Genomic DNA, 22,524 nt, shown 5'->3' on the forward strand with positions numbered 1-22,524 from the left:
CGGGGTGCCAACCTGAGCCCCGATCGAGGAGACGTTGACGACGTGTCCGCCCCCACGCTTGCGCATGGCGGGCAGCAGGCCGAGGAGCAGGCGCACCGCACCGAAGTAGTTGATCTCCATGGTGCGCTCGAAGTCGTGGAAGCGATCTTCCGAGAGGCTGAGCGAGCGTCGGATCGAGCGGCCGGCGTTGTTGACGAGGACGTCCACGCCGCCGAAGCGTGCGACGACGTCGTGGCAGAGGCGCTCGACGCTTGCGGCGTCCGTGAGGTCGGTCGGAAACGCGGATGCCGTGCCGCCGGCGCGCTCGATGAGCGTTCGCACCTCGGCGAGCTGATCGGCTCGCCGGGCGACGAGGATCGCGTGCGCGCCCGCGGCCGCGACCTTGATGGCGAGCGCCCGCCCGATACCGGACGACGCGCCGGTGACGAGGACGTACTTGCCCCGCACCGCGCGTTCGAGACTTTGCGTGTGCGACGAGTCGGGGTGCAGATTGCCGTCCCAATAGCTCCACAGACGCGGGGCATAGGAGGCGAGCGGCGGCACCGCGATGCCCGAGCCCGCGAGCGCAGCCAGGGTCTCGCCGCAGTCGAAGATGGTCGGGTTGCCGACGTAGTGGAGCGCCCGTGGCGGGATCCCGATCGCGCGTTGCACGAGGCGGCTCGCCACCCCATCTCCATAGTGCGCGATGGCGTGCATGGCCGTCTCCGCGATCCCGTTGAGGCCGGGAATGGGCAGCGAGAGTCGTGGGGCCCTGGCGGCGTCGGCGAAGACGTTGATCGTCTCGGCAGCGGTTCGCGGCGACGGGTCGACCAGATGGAAGGTCCTGCGGTCGAGACCCTCCCGGTGCGCGAGGTGGTCGAGCGCGGCGGCGACGAAGTCTGACCGGGACCAGATTGAGGTAGCCCGTCCCGACGCGGGGCAGCGGCAGGAACGCCGGCAGCGAAGCCCCGAGGCGCGAAAGGAGGGGGAAGAAGTAATAGGGCCCGTCGACCTTGTCCATCTCGCCCGTCACCGAATGACCCACGACGAGCGACGGCCGGTAGATGCGCCACGGCACGGCGCACGCGGTGCGCACGATGCGCTCGGATTCGTGCTTGGTGCGGAAGTACGGGTCCTGGAGATCGCCGGCCTCGTCGAACATGTCCTCGCGAAAGACGCCGTCGTATCGTCCCGCCACGGCAATCGAGCTCACGTGGTGGAAGCGCCGGGCCGCGATGCGCTCGGCGACCTCGACCGCATTGCGGGTCCCCACGACGTTCACCTCGTCGAGCGCTCGCTCGCTCGCCGCCATGTCGTAGAGGCCGCCGACGTGGAAGAAATGCGCGACACGCCCGCACAGATCCGCGAGCTGCGCGCCAGCGAGGCCGAAGCTCGGCACGACGAGGTCGCCCACCACCGGAACGACTCGCTCGGCACCGGCGTCCCGACGCGCGAGCTGCTCTTCGAAGCGGCCGAGCGAACGCGTCCGCACGAGGACGAAAATCTTCCCCGTTCGCCGACGAAGCAGCTCCTGGATCAGATGGCGGCCGATGAAGCCGGTGCCGCCGGTAAGGAAATAGTCACCGGACGTCGTCGGCGCATCGCCGCTCGAGACCATCCCGGGCCTTGAGCAGTCGGCGTGCCACCGCCGCAAGTCGCGACGCGCACCCCCGACGGTTTCAGGGACGAGAACCCCGGACGTCCGCCTTCCCATGTTCGGGAAGCGACGTTCGCTTCCGCCGATGCCGGCGGCGCGACCTGGACGTCCCTACCTGGTGAGCGCTCGGAACGGCGGCGTGAGCCCGAGCGCCATGTACGAGGTCGTGGTCGTCGTCAGGACGTTGATCGTGTGGTCGTAGGTGTTGCAGCAGCTTCCGCTCGCGGTCCGGACCGGACAGGGAGTGATGCCGTTCTGCGGATCGCTGACCTCGTAGGATCGCACGTGGATCGGAGCCGGTGCAGCCGCACCCGGAATGTAGATCGTGCTCTGGACTCCAGTGAGGATCGGAAGCCAACCTCCCGAATCGACGTACCCCGGTCCGCTGCAGTCCGTCGACTCGTGGTAGACGTTGCCGCCGATCCGGCCGTCGCCCGTGACGGCGAGCAGCACGGGTCCCGGCAAGCTCGAATGCGTGAACAGGACGGCCGCCATCACCTGATTGTTGCTGGAGGTCCCCGCCGCGTTCAGCACCGGACCGACCTCGAGCCCGGTCGCGTCGACGAGATGGACCGGTGTGGGACCGGCCGGCCCCTGCGATCCGTTCGGCCCGGGAGTGTCTGTGACGCCCAGGGCAGTGAGCGACAGGACCGTCTCGTGCTTGCGACAGGCGCTCCGCACGTTGACGCCGCCCCCGCGCTTGCTCCGGCAGAGCGTTTCAGCGGGCGCGGAGGTCGCGACGAGCGTCGCCAGGAGGAGCAGCGGGAGCCATCGCGGGGTCGTCATGATCCGTCGCCTCATCGCAGCACGGCTCTGAAGGGAGGGGTGAAGTCGGGCAGCGCGATGCGGACGGCGGGGACGAGGTCGTCGTTGAACGTCGCGGCGATGCAGCACGTTCCGCGGACGGTCAGATCGGCGACGTCGCACAGGCCGAAGATGTCGGTTTCGTACGATATGATGGGGATCGAGGCCGCGCTACCCGATGCCAGGTAGGCGGCGGATCCCTCCAAATGGGCGTATGCGCCGAGCATGGCCGACAGGTGAGGTTGGCCGTTGCAGTTCGCTTCCGTGTACTCCACGAACGCGAATGCATCGTCACCCAGGTTCGTGAAGCCGCTCGAGGCGACCGCGAACCGGACGGGTGATGCGAATCCCGGGTAGGTCATGCTCACGAGCGCGGTCCCGAACTCGAACGAGAGAACCGTTCCGACTTCCTGATCATGCGCGTCCAGGATGGCGAGCGGGAACCCTCCTTGCTTGCCCGGCAGGCCGGCCTGGCCGGCGGGACCCGTAGGGCTGACGGCCGTGCCGTCGAGCGGTCGCTCCGACTTCTTGCAGTTCGCGCGCGAGGTGAGCTTGCCGTTCCGACCTACGCACCCGGTGGCGCCCGCGTCCGCCGCACCGGCGATGACCATGGCGACGGCGATCACGGTGCTGGCTCGGATCATGGCGTCACGCCCGTGATCGGGAACGTGATGCCGAGGTCGGTCACGTCGAACCGCGCGGCGGGCGCGACGGACGTCATGAGCACCGACGTGTACGGCTGGCAGCAGGTTCCCCGCGTCGTGGGGGTCAAGCAGCTCTCCTCGACCGCCTCGAAGGATTGCGGCAGCAGAGTCACGGACGCTGCGGTCGAGTAGTACAGCGCCTGACCCACCACGCTCGCCGACGGGAGCAATGGCCGGGTGTGCCCCACGTGGGGTTGCCCAGCGCAATCGGGTTGTAGGTAGTAGATCAGGTCATCGAACCCGACGTCGATTCCGGTGTCGATGGGTAGCGTCCGGAATACCAGCAGCGTCGGTTGCGGTAGCGGCGCCCGATCGATCACGCACGCTGGTTCCGTGCCCGCGTCGATGACGTGACCGACGTCGTTGCCGCTGCCGTCGACGATGCGAAGCGGGACCTGCCCGCTGGGTCCGGTCGGACCGGTAGCGCCCATCTGGCCGGGAAGCCCGACGATGCCGAGGTCCGCTGGCGTCAGCACCGTGTCCCGGCGCTTGCAGCGTTCGGCGGCGACGACCCGCCCCGACTTCTTCGCACAGAGCGTGAGCGCGTTCGCCGGGTCGGTGGCGACGACCAACAGCAACGCGCCCGCGAGGACCAGGCGTGGGAGCGCAATCATTCGACACCCCTACAACAAGACGGCCCCCGGATGCAGCCCCCCTATACCCGCACGAAGTCGATGAACCCGCGCTCGGGGTCCGTGTGGACGAGCCGGACACGCACCTCGTCGCCCACGTCGAGCCCTTCCTCGCCGCGCTCGACGCGTCCCTCGACGGGCGGATCGAAGACGCGCACCCACGTGCCCTTCGACGAGGCGCCCGTCACGACGCCGTCGAACTGCTGGCCGATCCGGCTCGAGAGCAGGCACGCGGCGGCGGCCTTGCGCACCCGCCGCTCGACCTTCTGGGCGCCGTCCTCCTTCTCGGTGCATTCGGCGGCGAGGGCGTTCAGCTCGTCTCGACCGTACGGCACCTTCTTCTGCGCGAGGGCCGCGTGCACGAGGCGCTGCGTGACGAGGTCGGGATAGCGCCGGTTGGGCGCCGTCGAGTGCGTGTATTCGCTCACCGCGAGCCCGAAGTGCCCGACGACGGTCTGGCCGGGGAAGCTGGCCGCGTACTCGCCGCGCCCGAGCAGCTTGACGATGGTGAGGGAGAGATCCGGAAATCGCAGCGGATCGGCGGCCCTGCGCCTCAGCAGGAACGCGTTGAGCGCCGGCGCGTCGGGCGCGCCGGGCAGCTGCTCACCGTAGTCGGCGGCGAGCGACACGATGCGCTGCCAGCGCTCGGGCAAGCGCACGACCCGGCGGAACACCGGGAACCGCCGCGCTTCGAGGAACCGTGCCACGATCCCGTTCGCGGCGATCATGAAGTCCTCGATCAGCTGCCGGGCGCGGTTCGGGGCCTCGGCCGCGAGCCTGCTCACGCGGTCGCCGTCGAACTCCGCACGAGCCTCGATGGTCTCGAGCTCGAGTGCGCCGTGGTCGTGGCGATGCTCCTTCAGGCGCTGCGCCACGCCGTCCTGGAGCTTCAGGTTCTCCGCCAGCCCGGACACGGCGGCGACCGCCGCAGGCAGCGGGCCCTCGCCCTCGAGCCAGGCGCCGACCGCGTGGTAGGCGAGCTTCGCGTGGTTGTGCACGAGCGCGGGGTAGACAGTCGACTCGCCGCACACGCCGTCGGGCCCGACCGCGATCTCGATCACCACCGCGAGGCGATCCACGTCCGGGTTGAGCGACGTGAGATCGGTGCTGAGTCGCTCCGGTAGCATCGGGAAGATCCGGGGCGGCGTGTAGACCGAGGTGGTGTTGGCGCGCGCGTGCCGGTCGAGCGCCGTGCCCGGGGACACGGTCGCGCTCACGTCGGCGACGGCCACGCGGATCGTGGTGCAGCCGTCGATCGACGCCTCGGCCACCGTGAGCTGGTCGAGATCACGCGAGTCGTCGTTGTCGATCGAGCACCAGGGCAGGGCACGCAGGTCGCGCGCGTGGCCGTGGCCGCCGGCGCCATCCGGGAGCGCGCCGGCCTCGGCCAGCGCCGCGGGCGGAAACTCGGGCTCGAGCCCGTACTCGATCATCGCGTTCCGCGCGACGCGGAGAAGGAGGGCGCGCTCCGATTCTCGGGACGGCGTCAGGGAGCACCGTCGGGGCTCGCGCACGTGCGCGAGCGCGCGAACGACGGCGCCGTGATCGCCGCTTCCGTCCCGAGCGCGGACTGGAGGCAGGCGAGCGCTTCGGGCGGCGAATCGACGAACCTCACCATCTCGAGGTCCTCCTTCGAGATCACGCCGTGGCGGACGAGCGCCGGAAAGTTCACGATCTCGTTCCAGTAGGTCGATCCGTACATGACGGTCACGATCGGGCGCTCGAGCTTGCGGGTCTGGCACAGGGTCAGGATCTCGAACAGCTCGTCCAGCGTGCCGTAGCCGCCGGGGAAGACGACGATCGCGCGCGCCAAGTGGGCGAACCACAGCTTGCGCATGAAGAAGTAGTGGAACTCGAAGCTGAGCCCGGGCGTGATGTACGGATTCGGTCGCTGCTCGTGCGGAAGGCCGATGTTGAGGCCGATCGTCCGCCCGCCGGCATCGCTCGCGCCGCGGTTCGCGGCCTCCATGATGCCGCCTCCGCCGCCGCTGCAGACGAGGAACCGGTGTGCCGGCGATGCGAGCGCGAGCGACCACTCGGTCAGCAGGCGGGCCAGCTCGCGCGCCTCGGCGTAGTAACGACCGAGCGGGCCGTCGGGGGTCAGGCGGGACGACCCGAAGAAGGCGATGGTGTCGTGGACCCGTGCGTGCTCGAACGCGTGCAGCGGCTGGAGATACTCCGCCAGGATGCGCAGCGGCCGCGCATCGGCGCTGTCGAGGAACTCCTCGTTGCGGTAGGCAAGCGGAAGGTCGGTATTCGACATCGCGCGGCATGGTGCCAGAGGAGCGTCCCGCACCCAAACGGCACGAGCGTGCGATCAGGCAGGGCAGGCGAGGTAGCCACCGTCGATCGGCAGTACCGTGCCCGTCACGTACCGCGACTCGTTCGATGCCAGATAGACGCAGCCCCACGCGATGTCCTCGGGTGTTCCGAAGTACGGCAGGGGGATGCTGCGCTCGAGCCAGACGCGTCGCTCGGGATTCGCGAGCAGGCGCTCGATGCTCTCGCCGCTCTCGATCAGCCCCGACGAGATTGCGTTCACCCGGATCCGGTCCCTCGCGTAGCCGACGGCCATCGATCGCGTGAGGGCGTTCATCGCGCCCTTGCTCGCCGAGTAGGCGTCCATGGTCTTCGCCTGCGCCCGCTCGCCGGCGGCGACGGTCCGCCCCGCGAGGACGACCTTTGCGCCCTCGCGCGCGAACACGGTCGCGATGGTGCGCCCGATGCCTCTCGTGGCGCCCGTGACGATCGCCACCTTGCCGTCGAGTCGCATCGTCGGGCGGAGTCTTTGCCCGCCACCTGCATGGGCGTCAAGGCGACTGGACGGCTCGCATCGGCGCGTCGTAGGACGGCAGGATCGTGGTGAAGATCGGCCGCCTCCTCGACCATCCCACCAAAGCGGGCGGTGCCATGGACTACGGCCGCGCCGCGCTCGACCTCGTGTTCGACGACGTGAACGCACGCGGCGGGATCGACGGCGCGCCGATCACCATCGTCGAGGTCGACGCCGTCGGCAGCATCGAACGCGTGAAGGAGGGCGCACGGCGGCTCGCGTCGGACGGGTGCATTCTCATCCTCGGTCCCGCCGTCACCGACTTCGCCGTGCCGCTCGTCCCCGTGCTCGACGAGATCCGGGTGCCGGCGATCAACTGGTCCGGCAGCGGCCTCGCGCGCGGCAAATGGACATTCCAGTTGAAAGTCGGCTCGCTGCCCGACGAAGCCGGGTATCTCACCCGTCTCGTCGCCGCTGGCGGCTACCGCGCGGTGGCGCTCGTCCGCGACGCCGGCCCGATCGGCGACGAGTACGCGGGCTACCTGCGCGGCGGGCTCGGCAGCCTCGGCGTCGGCGTGGCCGCCGACGTGGAGATCGCGAAGCCCGACGCCGCCGGGCGCTGCGTCGATGCGATCCGGCGCGCCGAGCCACCCTGCGTCGTCTATCTGGGACTCGGGCCCAGCGGCGTCGCCTTCTGCCGTGCGCTGCGGGCGAGCGGTGACCGCGTAGCAGTGATCGGCAACATCGGCATCGGGGTCTTTCCCGAGCCTGCGCTCGAGGGCGTCGTCTTCACCGACGTCGTCGACGACGCGAACCCGGTGCTGCAGCGCTTCGCGCAGAAGTGGGAGGCGCGTTTCGGTTCGCCACCGCTTCTCCTCGGCCTCGCGGCGTCGCACGACCTCGCGACGACCGCGGTCGCAGCCCTGCGCCGCGCCCCGTCGCTCACGCCTGCCGGCGTGCGCAGCGGCCTGGAGCACCTCCGCGGTATCCCCGCGGCGGCGGGCGCGGCCGGTACGACCATCGGCTTCGCACCCTGGGATCGCGACGGCTACAAGGGGCCGCTGATCGTCTACCGCGAGATCAAGGGCGGGCGGTCGGTGATGCACCGTCGTTGAGGGGGATCCTCATTTCTTTGGCCACGGATCGAACGATCCGAAGTACCAGAGCTGTCCCTCGGGATCGCGGGCTCCGTAGCCCTTTCCACCGTACTCCTTGGCTTCCAGCGGGAACACGATCTCCGCGCCGGCCGCCTTCGCACGCGCATGGTGCGCGTCGCAGTCCTCGACGACGACGTACACGGAGCCGGTGAGCACGCTCGCATCCGCGGCGGGCTTCCACAGCTTGGCGATCTCGTCGTCGCGGTGCGAGCCGAGCATGATCATGCCGTCGCCGAGCGTCAGCTCGGCATGCGCGATGGTGCCGTGCTCGCCGGGCACGACGAGATGGCGCTCGAATCCGAAGGCTCGACAGAGCCACTCGAGCATTCGGGGTGCGTCCTTGTAGCGCATCGAGGGGATCATCGTGGAGCCCATGCCGTCCTCCTCTCGTGGCGGGTAGCGCGGCCGGATGGGGTTGTCGAGACCGCTAGTCGGTGATGGGTGGCGCACTCGCTTCCACCAGCCCAGCCGCCGCCTTTTCCTCGAGGTAGCGGCGGAGCTTCGCGGTGTCGCAGTAGACCGAGAGCCCCACCACGCGACCCCAGCGCAGGCGGAACACGTGGACGCCCTGATTGCCGGCCGGAGCACCGTTCACGGTGAAGTGGTCGACCCATTCGATCATCGCGACGGTGTCCCACGGCCAGCCCGCGACGGCGATGCTGCGAATCTCGAAACGGAGATCAGGGAACACCCGCGCGAGGCGACCGTACCAGGCGCGTGTCGCGTCGAGGCCCCGCCGCGTCCCGCCGAGCGCGTGGTCCCCGAAGAACACGTGGCGATGGGCCGGCGCGAACTGCGGCACGATGCGATCGTAGCGGCCGGCGTTGATGTCCTCGAAGGCGCGGCGGAGCCGGCGCTGCACGATGCGGTGATACATGGTTCAGGCGGCGACCGGGTTGCGGCCCGCCTCCGGGCGGCCGAGGCGCTCGAAGAACCCCTCGAGCCACGCGGCCGCGTGCCGCCGCGACGCGATCAGCGACAGCACCGCGGCCACCCGGCCGATGTGCGCGACGTGAAGGCACGCGGCGACGGCCACGTCGGCGATCGTCGGCGAGTCGCCGACGAGCCAGGATCGCCCCTCGGCCAGCGCGTTCACGACGTCGAGGTGACGCAGGAGCTGCTGCCGCACGACGTCCGGTCCGAGCGGCACCAGGTGGCCGTAACGATTGCTGCCGCTCCGCCGCAGCCGTGCCGCCACAACGGGGCCCAGGAACGACGGCAGGCCCTTGAATGCGAGCACCCCCGCGACCATGCGGCGCCGCGCGGACGGGTCGAACGCCCGCTCGTAGGTCACGAGCGCGCACAGCGACTCGTCGGCCCATTCTTCCACCAGCGTCGCCTGCGCGGCCAAACGAGGATCGCGGGGAAGGAGGGCGGGGTCGGGGTGGAGGGTCCCGAGCCGGCGCAGGATCTCGGTCGAGTCGTGGACGCGCTCACCGTCCACGACGAGGACCGGCAGCTTCCCGGTCCGGCTGTGCTTCTTGAAGGCGCTCGTCGTGACCGTGTCGAACGCAAGCCCCTTCAGCTCGAGCGCCCAGCGCACCTTGTTGCAGTACGGCGAATAGGAGAGGCCTCCTTCGCCCGGGGGTTGGTGGAGGACGAGGCGGCTCATGCGGCCACCTCGCCGGTCACGACGAAGCTCGCGATGTCCGCGAACCGCACGACGCGGCCCATCGCCCCCCAATTGCCCTCGGGGACCTCGTTTATGTGCACCCAGGCGACGGGGGCGTGCACGAGGCGGCTGGGATCGTCGTCGGTCGCCGCCAGCACGGCCGTCACGCGCTCGATCATGTCGCAGCGCTTGTGGTCGTCGAGCGATCCGGCGGGAACCGCGATGCGCACGACGAAGCGTGGCGGCTCGCCCGGGACCGCGCTATGGCCCCCGACCCACCAGGCGTCGATCTCCTGCCAGACGAGCCAGGAGATCGAGCGGGCGGCCGGCGTGTCGGGTGCGCCTTCGGCGCGCATGACCTCGGAGACGAGCCGCTCTCCGACGGCGGTGCGGCGCGCCTCGGAGACGGCGCCGCGGGGAGTGAACACTTCGACGAACGGCATGGAGCACCTCCCTATGGGTTCAGTCACTGAACCCTCTATGCCAATTGAGTTCAATGAGTCAACCCACTAGGGTGTGGGCATGCGACGGACGAGCTTCGCCGGCATGCACTGCTCGATGGCCCGGAGCCTCGAGGTGATGGGCGACTGGTGGACGCCGCTCATCCTGCGCGATCTGCATCTGGGGCTGACGCGCTTCGACGAGCTGGCGGAGGACCTGGGGATCTCCAGGAACCTCCTCACGACGCGCCTGGCGGCGCTCGTCGAGCGCGGCCTCGTCGAGCGGCGCCGGTACTCCGAGCGCCCACCGCGCCACGCCTACCACCTGACGGAGGCGGGGCGTGACCTCGTGCCCGTCCTCGTGGCCCTCACCGCGTGGGGCGACCGGTGGCTGGCGCCGAAGCAGGGGCCGCCGCTGCGCCTTCAGCACCGCACGTGCGGGAAGTTCTTCACGCCCACGGTGGCCTGCTCGCACTGCGGCGAGACCGTGACCGCCGAGGACGTCGTCGCACACGGCGGACCGGGGGGCCGAACCGCCCCCGGCACACGGCTCGTCGCGAAGGTCCTGCAGGACCGCGGACGCGACGTCGCTGGGCGCCGGGCGCAGCGCTGATCACTTCGCGGCGAGACCCACCGGGTCGGGGCTCGTGCAGTCCGGCCGCAGCGTCCACTTGCGGACGAGCTGCTTGTCGGGTGTGAACGTGCGCGCATCACCGCCGAACTCGAAGCGATACCGGTACTGTCCGATGCGGAGCTCCACCTGGATCGTCTCCGGCTCGCTGCCGAGCGACTGCACTAGGTCCGGCCCCTTGCCTTTGATCTGCAGCCCGAGGCCGGCCTTGAAGACGACGCTGCTGATCGGGCCGTACGGATCCTTGTAGCGCAGGCCGGCGTTCGGCGAGCCCGGATTGAGCGGAGTCCAGCCGATCGGCGAGAGCGGGTAGAGCATCTCGAAGCCGTCGCCGCCGATCGCCTTCACGTGGAGGCTCCCGCCCCCATCGACCAGCGCCGCCGCATCGTTGCCGTCGCCGACGACCAGCTCGGAGGCGTCGTTCGACTTCAGCAGGAACCGCTTGGCGGTCGAATTCGCTGGATTGCTCTTGATGAGGAGCTTCGAGCCGCCGAGGCAGCGGTCGATCGACGCCGTGGTCGGCTCGGTGCCGCTCGGGACGCCGAAGTTCCACTCGCCCGGCGTGGAGGTGAAGACCGTGAACCCGGCCTCGGTCGACGAGCGCCGGAAGTGGGAGCTGAGGCACGTATCGACCGTGTTGCGCGAGAGCCGCGGGCACGGGCGCACGAGCGCGCCGTCGCGGAAGACCTGCAGGTACCGGAAGTCGGTGCCCTGCGGGATCAGCGAGCTGTCGACCGTGAAGCGGACGACGAGCGGCCTCGCCATCGTTGCCGGCGGCGCGTCGACGTGGACCTGCCGGCGCGTGAAGGCGAAGGCCTGCGGCGCCGGCATGGTCGCCGAGGTCTGGACGATCATCATTTCCGCGGGCGTCGGGGCGAGCACGGTGGTCGCGAGCGGATCGGTTGGGGCGTCCATGGTCGTGCTGACCGAGCGGCCGAAATCCGACTCGACGATCTGCTCGACCAGGCACGAGCCGTCGCAACCGTCGAGGGCGACGAGATTGCCGTCATCGCACTCTTCACCCGAGTCGAGAACGCCGTTGCCGCAGAGTCCCACGATGAGCGTCGTAGTCGTGACGGGGTCCGTGGACGAGGTCGTGCTCGACGTGGCCGGCGTCGTCGTCGTCGAAGGACGCGAGGTGGTCGTTGAGGACGAGGTCGACGACGTGGACGTGCTGGACGAGGTCGTGGTCGTCGTGGGCCGCGTGGTCGTGGTCGACGACGACGTGCTCGTCGAGGACGTCGTCGGCGACGTCGTGGTCGTCGACGAGGTCGTGGGCGTGGTGTTCGTGGTCGTCGACGTCGTCGGGACCGTATTGGTCGTGGTCGTCGTCGTCGGCGGACGGGTCGTCGTCGACGAGGTGCTCGACGACGTGCTCGTGGTGCTGGTCGTCGGCCGCGTGGTCGTCGTCGAGGACGTGGTCGGGATCGTCGTCGTCGACGACGAGGTCGTGGTCGTCGTGGTGCCGCCCGTGCCGGTCCCACTGATCGTGATGCCCGTCCCGGACGAGGGACAGAACTGCAGGGGGCCCGCCGGCTGTCCGCCGACGAACGTGGTGTTCTGATAGCTCACGAGCGGGTTCCGCCCGTTGACGTTCGTGTTGACCGCGCACTGCGGCGAGCCGGGCGGGAAGATGTTCTGCAGCACGGTGTCTTCGAACGAGTTGTTGTAGCACTGGGTATGGGTCCCGTCCGGCGTCTGGTCGCGGATGCTGAGGCCCATCTCACCCCGGTTGAGCGTCGTGCGCCGCACCACGACGCCGTTCGACACGTCGAGGATGATGCCGACGCTCGCGAAGTCCTCGCACGAGAAGTCCTCGACGAGGCCGCCGTCGGTCTGCTTGATGTTGAGGCAGTGACCCCACTCGGGGTACTCCGTCACCTGCGTGTTGTTCCAGGGCGGGTCGAGGAACGGCCCACCGAACTGCGGCGCGCCGGCGAGGGTGCGTCCCATCGTCCCCAGGTGGGCGACGTGGACACGGCGGATCGTGATCCCGTGCACCATGAACAGGCGCAGACCGTACACACCGTGGTTCACGCCGTTCGGCTGCGAGTTGCCACGCGCGCCGTACTGGAGGTCGACGTCCTCGAGGAGCGGCGCGACCGCGCCGTTGGTCATGATGAGCAGGAACCGCGGCGCGTACCAGCCGCGGATGCGACGGAAGACGAGCCCGTGGATGCCGCCGTCCGGCGGCGACCCGTAGGTCTGCAGCGTGCTGTAGCGGCTCGCTTCGAACCCCATGTCCTGGATGGTCACGTACTGGGTCGGCAGGTGCCACAGGAGCGCGTGCTGGTAGTACGGCACCTCGATCAGACTCGCGTCGGCGGTGCCGGGCGGGTTGACGCGCACCTCGTGCGTGGTCGGGTTGTACGACCAGTTGCCGTCCGGCGGGTTCGCGACGCTGTCGCCCGCGTACGGCAGGAAGCTCAGGAGCGTCGACGTCGTCGAGGCCTGGAGGAGCGTCTCGGGCTCGTACTGGTCGCGGTTGAAGGTGCTCTCCATGTCGGGGGACATCTCGGCGATGCGGCTGTAGACGCCGCCGCCGCGGTCCACCCAGTCGGTGTAGCGGCGCGACCCGCGGACGATCGGGCTGCCGCTCCCCTGGATCGTGCACGGCGCAGCCTGCGTGCAGGCGAGGGCGCGGCCGGGCGTCAGCGACGATTCGCCGTTCGCGAGCGTCAGCTGCTCGCGATAGATGCCGTCGAACGAGCCGTGCGCTCCCTGCACGGTGAGCGTGTCGCCGGCCTGCATCGCCAGGACGCCCTGGGCGACCGTGCGAAACGGACCGGTCGCGCCGCAGGTCGCGCTACGGCCGGTTCCGGCCGTGGGGCAGCCGCCGTCGACGAAATACGCCGTCGCGTGCGCCGATCTGGCGGTGAACATGAAGCAAGCGGATGCAACAGCAAGGACTACACGATATGCACGACGCCTCTTCACCACACCACCTCCGGTCGCTGGGAGCGATCGGCGGTGGAGAGCAGGGCGCGTGCCACGCGCGGTGCGCGTCGGACGCTAGTTTTTCCAGGTCTGGCGCGGAGATCTCACGACGCGCGCGGCGGATCGTTAGCGCGCGAGTCCGCTATTGTACGCGGTCCCGAGCACAGCGTGCGTCGAGTGCGTGGGCGTCGTGCGCGCCGATGCAATCGGCGCGATGAGCGGCACGAGGAGATTCGCCACGAAGGCGTGTCCCGCGGGCGTCAGGTGATCGTAGTCGAGGAAGTAGCGCTGCCAGACGACATCGCGCGGCTCCGCGACGTCGATCGCGCGCTCGCGCATCGGCTTCAGCAGGTCGACGTAGGCAATGGCGTTGCGCGACGCGAACCCGGTGAGCCGCTTCTGGGCGTAGGTCCGCGAGTCGTCCTGGAACTGGAAGTCCGCCGGCGTCGCGAGCAGCACGACCGGAATCCGGTGCGCCTTGCAGAGGTCGACCTCGCGCTGCAGCCACCGCAGGCACTCCCGCCAGGCCCGGCGCATCATCGGATCGCTCGGGTCGTCGGCAGCCGCCTGCCACGCATACTCCGCCTCGGTGCGCACGGCGCGTTCGCGGACCCCGTCGGCGGTGAGCGCGCCGAAGCGGATGCGCGCCACGACGTCCTTCATCAGAAGGTAGGACGCGCTTCGTTGCGAGAGGACCCAGTCCCAGTACGGGACGTCCTCGACCCCGTGGTAGTCGATGCCCTTCCCGCCGTAGCGCCGAAAGAGGTTCCACGGCCCCACGACGTCGTTCAGGACGAACTGGATCACGACGGCGTCGGGCTCGAGCACGAGCGCGCGATCGAGGTCGACGTACTCCTGGAAGGGCGCGTTGCCCGGCACTGCGGTATTCGCGACCTCGACGTCGAGGGACGGGTACTGGGCGGCGAGCAGGCGCTGGAGCTCCTCCGGCCAGGTCTCGTCGCCGAGGACGCCGTGGCCGAACGTCACCGAATCTCCCACCGCGACGACGCGGAAGCCGTTCGCCGGCTTGGCTACGGGGATCTCGTGATCGCGATAGCCGAGCGCGTTCGTGTCGACGGGACGGCCGACGAAGTCGCCGCCCCTGACGTTGCGCTTCAAGGCGAACACCTTGTCGGGGTCGTACTCGAAGATTCCCGCGTACTGGATGCGCTCGGGGTGATAGCGCAGGCGTGCCAGTCCCTCGGCGGTCGCGAAGAAGAGGACGAGCGAGCCCAGCGCCAGCAGGAGGTTCTGGACGAGCCGCACGGCGCTGCATGGCACGCAGGTCGCGGCGCGGTCAACGCGGGCGTGGCTACGCGAGCAGGTTCTGCATCACCGCGGCCATGGAGGTGAGGGCACGCTCCACGGTGGCGGGGCCGGCCTTCTCGGGCGAGCCCGTGTCGTACGGCGGCGCGGGATCGTACTCCATCGCGAGCTGCAGCGTCTGCGCGAGCTCCGGCCCGTAGATCGCGCCGGCGAGCGTGAGCGCCATGTCGATGCCGGCGCTGACGCCGGCCGCCGTCACGATCTTCCCGCGCCGCACGACGCGCTCGCGGACGGGCACGGCGCCGAGCCGCGCGAGCTCGTCCATGGCGCCCCAATGCGTCGTGGCTTCGACCCCGTTCAGCACGCCCGCCCCCGCAAGCAGCAAGGCGCCGGTGCACACCGAGGTGGTCCACGTGGTCGTGCGATGCGCGCGCGCGATCCACCCGACGACGGGATGGTCCGGGACGAGCGTGCCGGTGATGATCCCGCCGGGAACGAGGAGGATGTCGGGATCGGGCAGGTCGTCGAATGCGGCGCGCGCCGTCACGGTGAGGAAGCCCGACTCGTCGAGCACCGGGCCCGCCTTTTCAGCGACGAAGGTCACCTCGGCGCCGGGGAGGCTTGAGAGGACCTGGAAGGGCCCCATCGCGTCAAGGGAAGTGAACCGCTCGTAGATGCCGATGGCAATGCGCATGGGCGGAGCGTAGGGCGAGTGGACGGCCGGGACAAGACGATCGGGGCAGAATGTCAGGATCGGTTGGGGGTTTGTCCTGTGCGGGGCCCTGTGCGCGGCGCGGAAGCGCGCATCGTCCCTGACAGATGCTGGTTAGCGCGCTCTACATGCTGTATTTCCGTCTTGTTCGAGGAAGCGTCCCTGTGTCATGGTTCGTCATTCGATGCATCTGGCCATCCGCGTGACGTGCCGGGCTCTCGTACCGGCGATCGCCGGCGTCCTGCTGGCGGCGACGTTGGCGCGCGCGAACAACTGCGCGCAGACGTCGGAGGGCTGGACCCCGATCAACGACCTCGGCACCGGTCTCTACCAGGGCCTGTTCCAGGGTGGTCTCTATCCAGGCGGATCGAACACGATGCCGCCCGCGCACCTCGCCGCGGGCCTCGCGGCGGCGCAGCGCATGGTGCCCCGCGACACGTTCGGCAATCCCGACCCGGTGAACGGGAAGGTCGTCCTCGTCTCGCTCGGCATGTCGAACACGACCGGCGAGTTCTGCATCCAGGGCTCGGGGATCGTCGGATGCTGGGCCGAAAGCTTCATGGGGCAGGCGGCCGCCGATCCCGACGTCAACCACTCGACGCTCGCCATCATCAACGGCGCACGCTCGGGTCAGGACGCGCGCTGGTGGCTCGATCCCGCTGCGGTGAACTACGATCTCATCAGGGGGATCATGGCGTCGGTGGGTCTCACCGAAGCGCAGGTGGGCGCCTTCTGGGTGAAGGAGGCGAACACGTATCCGAGCCTCTCGCTGCCGAACCAGCTCGCCGACGCGTACATCCTCGAGGGCCGGCTCGCGACCATCGCGCGCACCCTCAAGATCCGGTACCCGAACATCCAGCAGGTCTTCTTCTCGAGCCGCATCTACGCCGGCTACGCGATCACGACCAACAGTCCCGAGCCGTCGGCCTACGAGGGCGGCTTCGCGGCGAAGTGGGCGATCGAATCGCAGATCCGGCAGATGTCGACGCCGCTCAACCCGATCGATCCGGTCGCGGGCGACCTCAACAACACGACGGTGGCGCCATGGATGGGCTGGGGGCCCTACATGTGGGCCGACGGCGTGAACCCGCGCTCGGACGGCCTCACGTGGACGTGCCCCGAGTTCCAGCCGAACGACGGCGCGCATCTGCAGGTCTTCGCCATCGTCAAGGTGGCGCAGATGCTGCTCAACTTCCTGCTCACCTCCCCCGTGACGCAGACCTGGTTCCCCGCCGTGCCCACGACCTACCCGACGGCGCCCACGGTGACGATCACGTCGCCCGGCGACGGCGCCGTGAGCCCGCCCGGCCAGCCGTTCACCTTCACCGCGGCCGCCAGCGATCCGGAGGAGGGCGATCTCACGCCGGCCATCCGCTGGGTGTCGAGCATCGACGGCGACATCGGCACCGGCGGTGAGATCACGACGTCGTCCCTGTCGCTCGGCACGCACTGGATCACCGCCTACGCGACGGACGGCACCGGGCTCACGAGCCAGCAGTCGATCCACGTGACGGTGCCGGCGACGGTCGCCGCCTTCCGCTCGATCGGGGCCGAGGACGGGTACATCGTCGACGCCCCGCCGCGCGTCGGGATCGGGCGCTACGCGTATTCCTCGTACGGCAACTCGCAGGTCGGCGACCAGGCGACCAACGGGCAGGTGCGCCAGTTCCTGTCCTTCGACACGTCGCCGATTCCGGACGACGCGGTGATTCTCTCCGCGACCCTCAAGGTGAAGCGTGTGGGCGTGCAGGGCGGGAATCCGTTCGACACGCTCGGCCGTCTGCTCGTCGACGTGCAGGCGGGCTCCTTCGGCAACGACCCCACGCTGCAGGCGAGCGACTTCCAGGCGACGGCGACCGCGCCCGCGGCGGCGTCCCTGCGCGAGCCGCTCGTGAACGGCGACCTGTGGTCGATCGCGGCGCTCGACCCGACGGGTGTCGCGGCCATCAACAAGACGGGCCGCACGCAGATGCGGCTTGCCTTCGAGGCGCACGACAACGGCAACGGCACGGCCGACAACGACCTGTTCGCGTCGGGCGACTACACGGATCCGGCCCAATGGCCCGAGCTCGACGTGACGTACCTCTCGGGATCCGGGGGGACGACGAGCACCACCACGACGACCGTGGTGGTGACCACCAGCACGACGACGTCGACCACGATCGCCTCGACCACGACCACGTCGATGACGACCACGTCGATGACGTCGACCACGATGCCGGCGAGCACGACGACCACCTCGACCGCGCCCGTCACGACGACGACCGTCGCGGACACGACGAGCAGCACGACCACCTCGATCCCGCCAACCACCACGACGACGACGCTCGGCGACACGCCGGTGACCGTCGCCTTCCGTTCGATCGCCGCCGAGGATGGCAGCCTCGGCGAGTCCGCGCCCGGGAGCGGCGTCGGCGGCAACGTCAACGCCACCGCCACCACGATGCAGGTCGGTGACCAGACGAACAACGCGCAGTCGCGCGTGCTCGCCTCGTTCGACACGTCGACGCTCCCACCCGGTGCGGTCATCGTCTCGGCGACCCTGCGTCTCGCCCGCGTGTCGCTCACGGGCACGAATCCGTTCGGAACCCTCGGACGCCTTCTCGCCGACGTCCAGAGCGGCGGGTTCGGAGGCAGCATCGCGCTCCAGACCCTCGACTTCCAGGCAAGCGCGACGGCGTCCGGATCGGTGTCGCTCAGCAACCCACTCACCAACTTCTCGTGGTCGACCGGTACGCTCGACGCGGCGGGGCTCGCGGCCATCAACCCCACCGGCCGCACGCAGGTGCGGCTCGCATTCGAGGGGCACGACAACGCAAACGGTGTCGCCGACCGGATCTCGTTCGCCACCGGCGACTACGCCGATGCGAGCCTGTGGCCCGAGCTCGACGTGACCTACCTCGCGCCCGCGACGACGACGACCAGCACGACGATCGCGACGACGTCGACCACCGTGACGACGACGAGTACGACTGCCGCCAGCACGTCGACCACCGATTCGACGAGCACGACGACGACCTCGACGTCGTCCACGACCACGACGACCACCGCGCCGACGACGGTGACGCTGGCCCTGCGATCGATCGGCGCCGAGGACGGCAGCCTGGGCGAATCGGCGCCGGGCAGCGGCGTCGGCGGGAACATGAGCGCGACCAGCACGACGATGCAGGTGGGCGACCAGGCCAACAACGCGCAGTCGCGCGTGCTCGCGTCGTTCGACACGTCGACGATCCCGGCGGGCGCGACGATCGTGTCGGCCACGCTGCGCCTGAACCGCACGGGTCTCTCGGGCGCGAATCCCTTCGCGACGCTCGGACGTCTGCTCGTCGACGTGCAGTCGGGTGGCTTCGGCGGCAACACGGCGCTCCAGACGAGCGACTTCCAGGCGAGCTCGACGGCCGTGGGCTCGGCGTCGCTTTCGAACCCGACGATGAACGGGATGTGGGCGACCGGGACACTCGACGCGGCCGGCCTCGCGGCGATCAACCGCACCGGACGCACGCAGGTGCGCCTCCGGTTCGAGGTGCACGACAACGCCAATGCGGTCGCCGACCGCATCTCGTTTGCGACCGGCGATCACGCCGACGCGAGCCTGTGGCCCGAGCTCGACGTGACGTACGTTCCCTAATCGGGGACGAAACCGCGCAACTGCGCACGCATTTCGCAGACGACGTGCGGTCGCTGATGGGCTAGCCGCGCAAGTGCGGGATCTTGTTAGGAACGTTTCCTCTTGCCGCGCCGATCCGCGGTGTGCGATGGTCCCCGGTCTGTGAGTCACGTGTGTTTCCGTGAGACATGGCGCTCGTCGCTCCTGGCGATCGCGATGGTGCTCCTCGTGCCCGCCGTCGGTCGGGCGCAGCCCAACTGCGCGCAGACGTCGACGGGCATGGTGCCCATCATGGATCTCGGTACGGGTCTCTACCTGGGACAGTTCCAGGGCGGCCTCTATCCGGGCGGCACGAACGCGATGCCGATGGCGCACCTGGCGGCCGGCCTCAAGGCCGCGGCCGCGATGGTGCCGCGGAACACGGAGGGCGTACCCGACCCGGTGAACGGCAAGGTCGTCATGATCTCGGTCGGCATGTCGAACGCGACGTCCGAGTTCTGCACCCAGGGGTCCGGCACCACGAACTGCTGGGTGCAGAGCTTCATGGGCCAGGCGGCGGTCGACACGAACGTCAACCATACGACCCTCGCGTTCATCAACGGCGCACGCTCGGGCCAGGAGGCGCGGTGGTGGCTCGATCCCACCGGCACGAACTACGTGAACCTCGCCGGTCTGCTCGCCTCGCAGGGCTTCAGCGAGGCGCAGGTGGCGGCCGCCTGGATCAAGCAAGCGGACACGAACCCCGATGCGACGCTGCCGGACCCGAAGGCGGACGCGTACATCCTCGAAGGACGCCTCGCGACGATCGTCCGCTCGCTGAGGATCCGCTATCCCAACCTGAAGCAGATCTTCTTCTCGAGCCGCGTGTACGCCGGGTACACGACGTCGCTCTTGAGCCCGGAGCCCTCCGCGTACGAAGGAGGGTTCGCCGCGAAGTGGGTCATCGAGGCGCAGATCCGCCAGATGTCGACGCCGCTCAACCCGATCGACGCCATCATCGGTGACCTCAACAACACGACGGTCGCGCCGTGGCTCGGGTGGGGCGCGTACCTGTGGGCCGATGGCCTGACGCCACGATCGGACGGCCTCACCTGGGCCTGCGGCGAGTTCTCGAACCAGGACGGCCTGCACCTGCAGATGTTCTCGTCCCGCAAGGTCGGGGCGATGCTGCTCGACTTCATGCTGCACTCGCCCGTGACGCAGAGCTGGTTCCCGGCGGTGCCGGCGATCGACTCGCAGGCGCCGATCGTGACCATCACGGCACCCGCCGACGGCGCCAGCAGTCCGCCGGGACAGCCACTGACGTTCGTGGGCAACGCCATCGATCCCGAGGAGGGAGATCTCACGGCGAGTATCCAATGGGCGTCGAGCATCGACGGGGTCATCGGGCAGGGGGCGGGCTTCACGACGTCGGCGCTCTCGCTCGGCACGCACTGGATCACGGCCTCGGTGAGTGACACCAGCGGGCGCACGGGCGTCGCGTCGGTCCGCGTGACGGTGCCGGCGACGGTTGCGTCGTTCCCGTCGATCGCGGCGGAAGACGCCTACCTCGTCGAGTACCCGCCCACGAGCGGACTCGGCCGCTACGTCTACAACACCGGCTTGAACCTGCACGTCGGCGATCAGCAGAACGACGGGCAGGTGCGGGCGGTAGTGTCCTTCGACACGTCGCCCATCCCTGACGATGCCGTCATCCTCTCCGCCACGCTGCGCCTGAAGCGCGTCGGCATCCAGGGGACGACGCCATTCGCGTCGCTGGGGAGGCTCTTCGTCGACGTGCAAACGGGTGGCTTCAGCGGCAACCCGGTGGCAGAGCCGGGCGACTTCGAGGTGGGGGCGACGGTCCCCGCGGCGGCCACGCTGAACGACCCCGACATGAACGGCGATCTGGTATCGATCGGCAAGCTCAACGCGGCCGGGCTCGCCGCCATCAACAAGACCGGCCGAACGCAGTTCCGGCTCGGCTTCGAGGTGCACGACAACGCGAACGCCACGTCCGACCGGATGCAGTACGGCGCGGGTGATAGCACGCTCCCGAGCGAGTGGCCGATGCTCGACGTGACCTACCTGTCGGCCTCGGCACCGCCGACGACGACGTCGTCGACCACGATCCCGACGACGACGACGGTACCCACGACCACCACTACGATGGCGGGGACCAGCACCACCGTCGCTTCGACGTCGTCGACCACCACGACGACCGTCCCACAAGGACCCGTGACCGTCTCGTTCCGATCGATCGGCGCGGAGGACGGTGGCATCGGCGAGTCGGCACCGGGGAGCGGCCTCGGTGGCGCCGTGAACGTCTCCACCGTGAACCTGCAGCTCGGCGATCAGGGCAACAACGCGCAGTCCCGGGTGATCGCCTCATTCGACACGTCGACGCTTCCGCCGGGCGTGGTGATCGTATCGGCGACGCTGCGCTTCAATCGCCTCGGCCTCACGGGCGCGAATCCGTTCCTGACGCTGGGTCGTCTGTTCGCCGACGTCAACAACGGCAGCTTCGGAAACAACGCGACCCTCGTGTCGAACGACTTCGAAGCGACCGCGACCGCGCCGGCCGCGGCGTCGTTGAGCAATCCCACGACCAACGGCGTCTGGTCGACGGGCGCGCTCGACGCGTCGGGGATCGCCGCGATCAACCGCACCGGTCGCACGCAGGTCCGGCTGCGCTTCGAGGTGCACGACAACGGCAACCTCGTGGCCGACCGGATCTCGTTCGCCTCGGGCGACAACACGGACGCGAGCCTCTGGCCCGAGCTCAGCGTGACGTACCAGGCCCCCGTGGGGAGCACCACCACGACGACCTCGGCGCCGGCGCCGACGAGCACGACCACTACGAGCTCGAGTTCGAGCACCAGCACGAGCTCGAGCTCGTCGACGACGCCCACCACGTCGAGCACGAGCTCGAGCACCTCGACGACGCCTACCACCTCGAGCACGAGCTCGAGCACGTCGACGACGCCCACCACGTCGAGCACGAGCGCGTCGACGACGACCACCACGAGCACGTCGACCACCACGTCGACGCAGCCACAGACGCCCGTCACCGTCGCGCTCCGATCGATCGCGGCCGAGGACGGCAGCCTGGGGGAGTCCGCGCCGGGGAGCGGCGTCGGTGGCACCCTGAACGCGGCCAACAACAACATGCAGGTGGGCGATCAGGCGAACAACGCGCAGTCGCGCGTGCTGGCGTCGTTCGACACCTCGAGCCTCCCGGATGGCGCCACGATCGTCTCGGCGACCCTGCGGCTCAACCGCATCGGCCTGTCAGGGACGAATCCGTTCGGGACCCTGGGTCGCTTGCTGGTCGACGTGCAGTCGGGCGCGTTCGGCGGCGATCCGGCGCTTCAGACGAGCGACTTCCAGGCGGTCGCGACGGCGCCCGGGTCGGCGTCGATGAGCAACCCGACCACGAACGGCGTGTGGTCGACCGGCAGCCTCGACGCGCCGGGACTGGCCGCCATCAATCGGACGGGACGCACGCAGGTGCGGCTCCGCTTCGAGACGCACGACAACGCGAACGCCACCTCCGACCGGATCTCCTTCGCGACCGGGGACCATACGGACCCGAGCCTGCGGCCGGAGCTCGACGTGACGTACCTTCCGTAGC

19 protein-coding genes are annotated in these 22,524 nt (G+C 69.5%); 5 read left to right on the forward strand and 14 right to left on the reverse strand.

The genetic code is table 11. The annotated features are described in order from the left end of the window. A partial coding sequence (locus tag VMS22_25055) for an SDR family NAD(P)-dependent oxidoreductase (protein ID HXJ37310.1) occupies window positions 1-696 on the reverse strand: 696 nt, incomplete at its 3' end. Window positions 697-1,015: 319 nt separating this feature from the next. Here VMS22_25055 and VMS22_25060 point away from each other — a divergent pair. Continuing rightward, on the forward strand, window positions 1,016-1,609 hold the full coding sequence (locus tag VMS22_25060; protein HXJ37311.1) for a hypothetical protein: 594 nt from the start codon (window positions 1,016-1,018) through the stop codon (window positions 1,607-1,609). 138 nt (window positions 1,610-1,747) lie between these two features. Here VMS22_25060 and VMS22_25065 read toward each other — a convergent pair whose 3' ends face one another. The 6 genes from VMS22_25065 to VMS22_25090 are packed head-to-tail and all read right to left on the reverse strand — an operon-like array spanning window position 1,748 to window position 6,549. Beyond that, a complete protein-coding gene (locus VMS22_25065; protein ID HXJ37312.1) occupies window positions 1,748-2,422 on the reverse strand; it encodes a hypothetical protein in 675 nt (224 codons plus the stop codon). Between the two features lie 11 nt (window positions 2,423-2,433). Continuing rightward, window positions 2,434-3,084 (reverse strand): hypothetical protein, encoded by a 651-nt coding sequence (locus VMS22_25070; GenBank protein HXJ37313.1) that lies wholly within the window; start codon window positions 3,082-3,084, stop codon window positions 2,434-2,436. Beyond that, window positions 3,081-3,758 carry a hypothetical protein gene (locus VMS22_25075; GenBank protein HXJ37314.1) on the reverse strand — a complete coding sequence of 226 codons (678 nt, stop codon included), beginning with the start codon at window positions 3,756-3,758 and terminating at the stop codon, window positions 3,081-3,083. The genes VMS22_25070 and VMS22_25075 overlap by 4 nt, the downstream gene beginning before the upstream one ends. 41 nt (window positions 3,759-3,799) lie before the next feature. Further along, entirely contained in the window at window positions 3,800-5,209 is a 1,410-nt protein-coding gene (locus VMS22_25080) for an RNB domain-containing ribonuclease (GenBank protein HXJ37315.1), read from the reverse strand. A 53-nt stretch (window positions 5,210-5,262) separates the two neighbouring features. After that, window positions 5,263-6,039 (reverse strand): TIGR00730 family Rossman fold protein, encoded by a 777-nt coding sequence (locus VMS22_25085; protein HXJ37316.1) that lies wholly within the window; start codon window positions 6,037-6,039, stop codon window positions 5,263-5,265. Between the two features lie 54 nt (window positions 6,040-6,093). Then, window positions 6,094-6,549, reverse strand: a complete 456-nt coding sequence (locus VMS22_25090) for an SDR family oxidoreductase (GenBank protein HXJ37317.1) — start codon at window positions 6,547-6,549, stop codon at window positions 6,094-6,096. Between the two features lie 86 nt (window positions 6,550-6,635). On the opposite strand from VMS22_25090, the gene VMS22_25095 reads away from it, so the two are divergent. Then, window positions 6,636-7,664: an ABC transporter substrate-binding protein gene (locus VMS22_25095; protein HXJ37318.1), complete on the forward strand. Its 1,029-nt coding sequence runs from the start codon at window positions 6,636-6,638 to the stop codon at window positions 7,662-7,664. 9 nt (window positions 7,665-7,673) lie between these two features. Here VMS22_25095 and VMS22_25100 read toward each other — a convergent pair whose 3' ends face one another. Genes VMS22_25100 through VMS22_25115 form a run of 4 tightly spaced genes read right to left on the reverse strand, consistent with a single transcriptional unit; the run spans window position 7,674 to window position 9,761 of the window. Next, window positions 7,674-8,081: a VOC family protein gene (locus VMS22_25100; protein HXJ37319.1), complete on the reverse strand. Its 408-nt coding sequence runs from the start codon at window positions 8,079-8,081 to the stop codon at window positions 7,674-7,676. Window positions 8,082-8,133: 52 nt separating this feature from the next. Beyond that, window positions 8,134-8,583: a nuclear transport factor 2 family protein gene (locus VMS22_25105; protein HXJ37320.1), complete on the reverse strand. Its 450-nt coding sequence runs from the start codon at window positions 8,581-8,583 to the stop codon at window positions 8,134-8,136. A 3-nt stretch (window positions 8,584-8,586) separates the two neighbouring features. Next, a complete protein-coding gene (locus VMS22_25110; GenBank protein HXJ37321.1) occupies window positions 8,587-9,318 on the reverse strand; it encodes a glutathione S-transferase family protein in 732 nt (243 codons plus the stop codon). Continuing rightward, entirely contained in the window at window positions 9,315-9,761 is a 447-nt protein-coding gene (locus tag VMS22_25115; GenBank protein ID HXJ37322.1) for a hypothetical protein, read from the reverse strand. Before VMS22_25115 ends, VMS22_25110 begins: the two co-directional genes overlap by 4 nt. A gap of 79 nt (window positions 9,762-9,840) precedes the next feature. Between VMS22_25115 and VMS22_25120 the strand changes: the two genes are divergently transcribed. After that, entirely contained in the window at window positions 9,841-10,371 is a 531-nt protein-coding gene (locus tag VMS22_25120; GenBank protein ID HXJ37323.1) for a helix-turn-helix domain-containing protein, read from the forward strand. On the opposite strand, the gene VMS22_25125 is transcribed toward VMS22_25120, so the two are convergent. From VMS22_25125 to VMS22_25135, 3 genes are all read right to left on the reverse strand, one after another. Beyond that, on the reverse strand, window positions 10,372-13,272 hold the full coding sequence (locus VMS22_25125) for a myxococcus cysteine-rich repeat containing protein (GenBank protein ID HXJ37324.1): 2,901 nt from the start codon (window positions 13,270-13,272) through the stop codon (window positions 10,372-10,374). Window positions 13,273-13,452: 180 nt separating this feature from the next. After that, on the reverse strand, window positions 13,453-14,592 hold the full coding sequence (locus VMS22_25130; GenBank protein ID HXJ37325.1) for a GDSL-type esterase/lipase family protein: 1,140 nt from the start codon (window positions 14,590-14,592) through the stop codon (window positions 13,453-13,455). Between the two features lie 46 nt (window positions 14,593-14,638). Next, window positions 14,639-15,286, reverse strand: a complete 648-nt coding sequence (locus tag VMS22_25135; GenBank protein HXJ37326.1) for a DJ-1/PfpI family protein — start codon at window positions 15,284-15,286, stop codon at window positions 14,639-14,641. 202 nt (window positions 15,287-15,488) lie between these two features. On the opposite strand from VMS22_25135, the gene VMS22_25140 reads away from it, so the two are divergent. Both VMS22_25140 and VMS22_25145 read left to right on the forward strand, forming a co-directional pair. Next, window positions 15,489-18,932: a hypothetical protein gene (locus VMS22_25140; GenBank protein HXJ37327.1), complete on the forward strand. Its 3,444-nt coding sequence runs from the start codon at window positions 15,489-15,491 to the stop codon at window positions 18,930-18,932. A gap of 195 nt (window positions 18,933-19,127) precedes the next feature. Continuing rightward, window positions 19,128-22,523, forward strand: a complete 3,396-nt coding sequence (locus VMS22_25145; protein ID HXJ37328.1) for a hypothetical protein — start codon at window positions 19,128-19,130, stop codon at window positions 22,521-22,523. Window position 22,524: the final 1 nt, after the last annotated feature.

The organism is Candidatus Eisenbacteria bacterium (assembly GCA_035577985.1).
In the GTDB taxonomy this organism is placed as follows: Bacteria; Desulfobacterota; Binatia; order DP-6; family DP-6; genus DATJZY01.

What these genes read in the sequence shown, in the direction of transcription:
- VMS22_25110 (HXJ37321.1), bottom strand. Translation starts at nt 9,318, where the DNA reads ATGAGCCGCCTCGTCCTCCACCAACCCCCGGGCGAAGGAGGCCTCTCC.
- VMS22_25115 (HXJ37322.1), bottom strand. Translation starts at nt 9,761, where the DNA reads ATGCCGTTCGTCGAAGTGTTCACTCCCCGCGGCGCCGTCTCCGAGGCG.
- VMS22_25140 (HXJ37327.1), top strand. Translation starts at nt 15,489, where the DNA reads ATGCATCTGGCCATCCGCGTGACGTGCCGGGCTCTCGTACCGGCGATC.
- VMS22_25100 (HXJ37319.1), bottom strand. Translation starts at nt 8,081, where the DNA reads ATGGGCTCCACGATGATCCCCTCGATGCGCTACAAGGACGCACCCCGA.
- VMS22_25085 (HXJ37316.1), bottom strand. Translation starts at nt 6,039, where the DNA reads ATGTCGAATACCGACCTTCCGCTTGCCTACCGCAACGAGGAGTTCCTC.
- VMS22_25070 (HXJ37313.1), bottom strand. Translation starts at nt 3,084, where the DNA reads ATGATCCGAGCCAGCACCGTGATCGCCGTCGCCATGGTCATCGCCGGT.
- VMS22_25075 (HXJ37314.1), bottom strand. Translation starts at nt 3,758, where the DNA reads ATGATTGCGCTCCCACGCCTGGTCCTCGCGGGCGCGTTGCTGTTGGTC.
- VMS22_25120 (HXJ37323.1), top strand. Translation starts at nt 9,841, where the DNA reads ATGCGACGGACGAGCTTCGCCGGCATGCACTGCTCGATGGCCCGGAGC.
- VMS22_25145 (HXJ37328.1), top strand. Translation starts at nt 19,128, where the DNA reads ATGGTGCTCCTCGTGCCCGCCGTCGGTCGGGCGCAGCCCAACTGCGCG.
- VMS22_25135 (HXJ37326.1), bottom strand. Translation starts at nt 15,286, where the DNA reads ATGCGCATTGCCATCGGCATCTACGAGCGGTTCACTTCCCTTGACGCG.
- VMS22_25105 (HXJ37320.1), bottom strand. Translation starts at nt 8,583, where the DNA reads ATGTATCACCGCATCGTGCAGCGCCGGCTCCGCCGCGCCTTCGAGGAC.
- VMS22_25090 (HXJ37317.1), bottom strand. Translation starts at nt 6,549, where the DNA reads ATGCGACTCGACGGCAAGGTGGCGATCGTCACGGGCGCCACGAGAGGC.
- VMS22_25080 (HXJ37315.1), bottom strand. Translation starts at nt 5,209, where the DNA reads ATGATCGAGTACGGGCTCGAGCCCGAGTTTCCGCCCGCGGCGCTGGCC.
- VMS22_25065 (HXJ37312.1), bottom strand. Translation starts at nt 2,422, where the DNA reads ATGACGACCCCGCGATGGCTCCCGCTGCTCCTCCTGGCGACGCTCGTC.
- VMS22_25125 (HXJ37324.1), bottom strand. Translation starts at nt 13,272, where the DNA reads ATGTTCACCGCCAGATCGGCGCACGCGACGGCGTATTTCGTCGACGGC.
- VMS22_25060 (HXJ37311.1), top strand. Translation starts at nt 1,016, where the DNA reads ATGACCCACGACGAGCGACGGCCGGTAGATGCGCCACGGCACGGCGCA.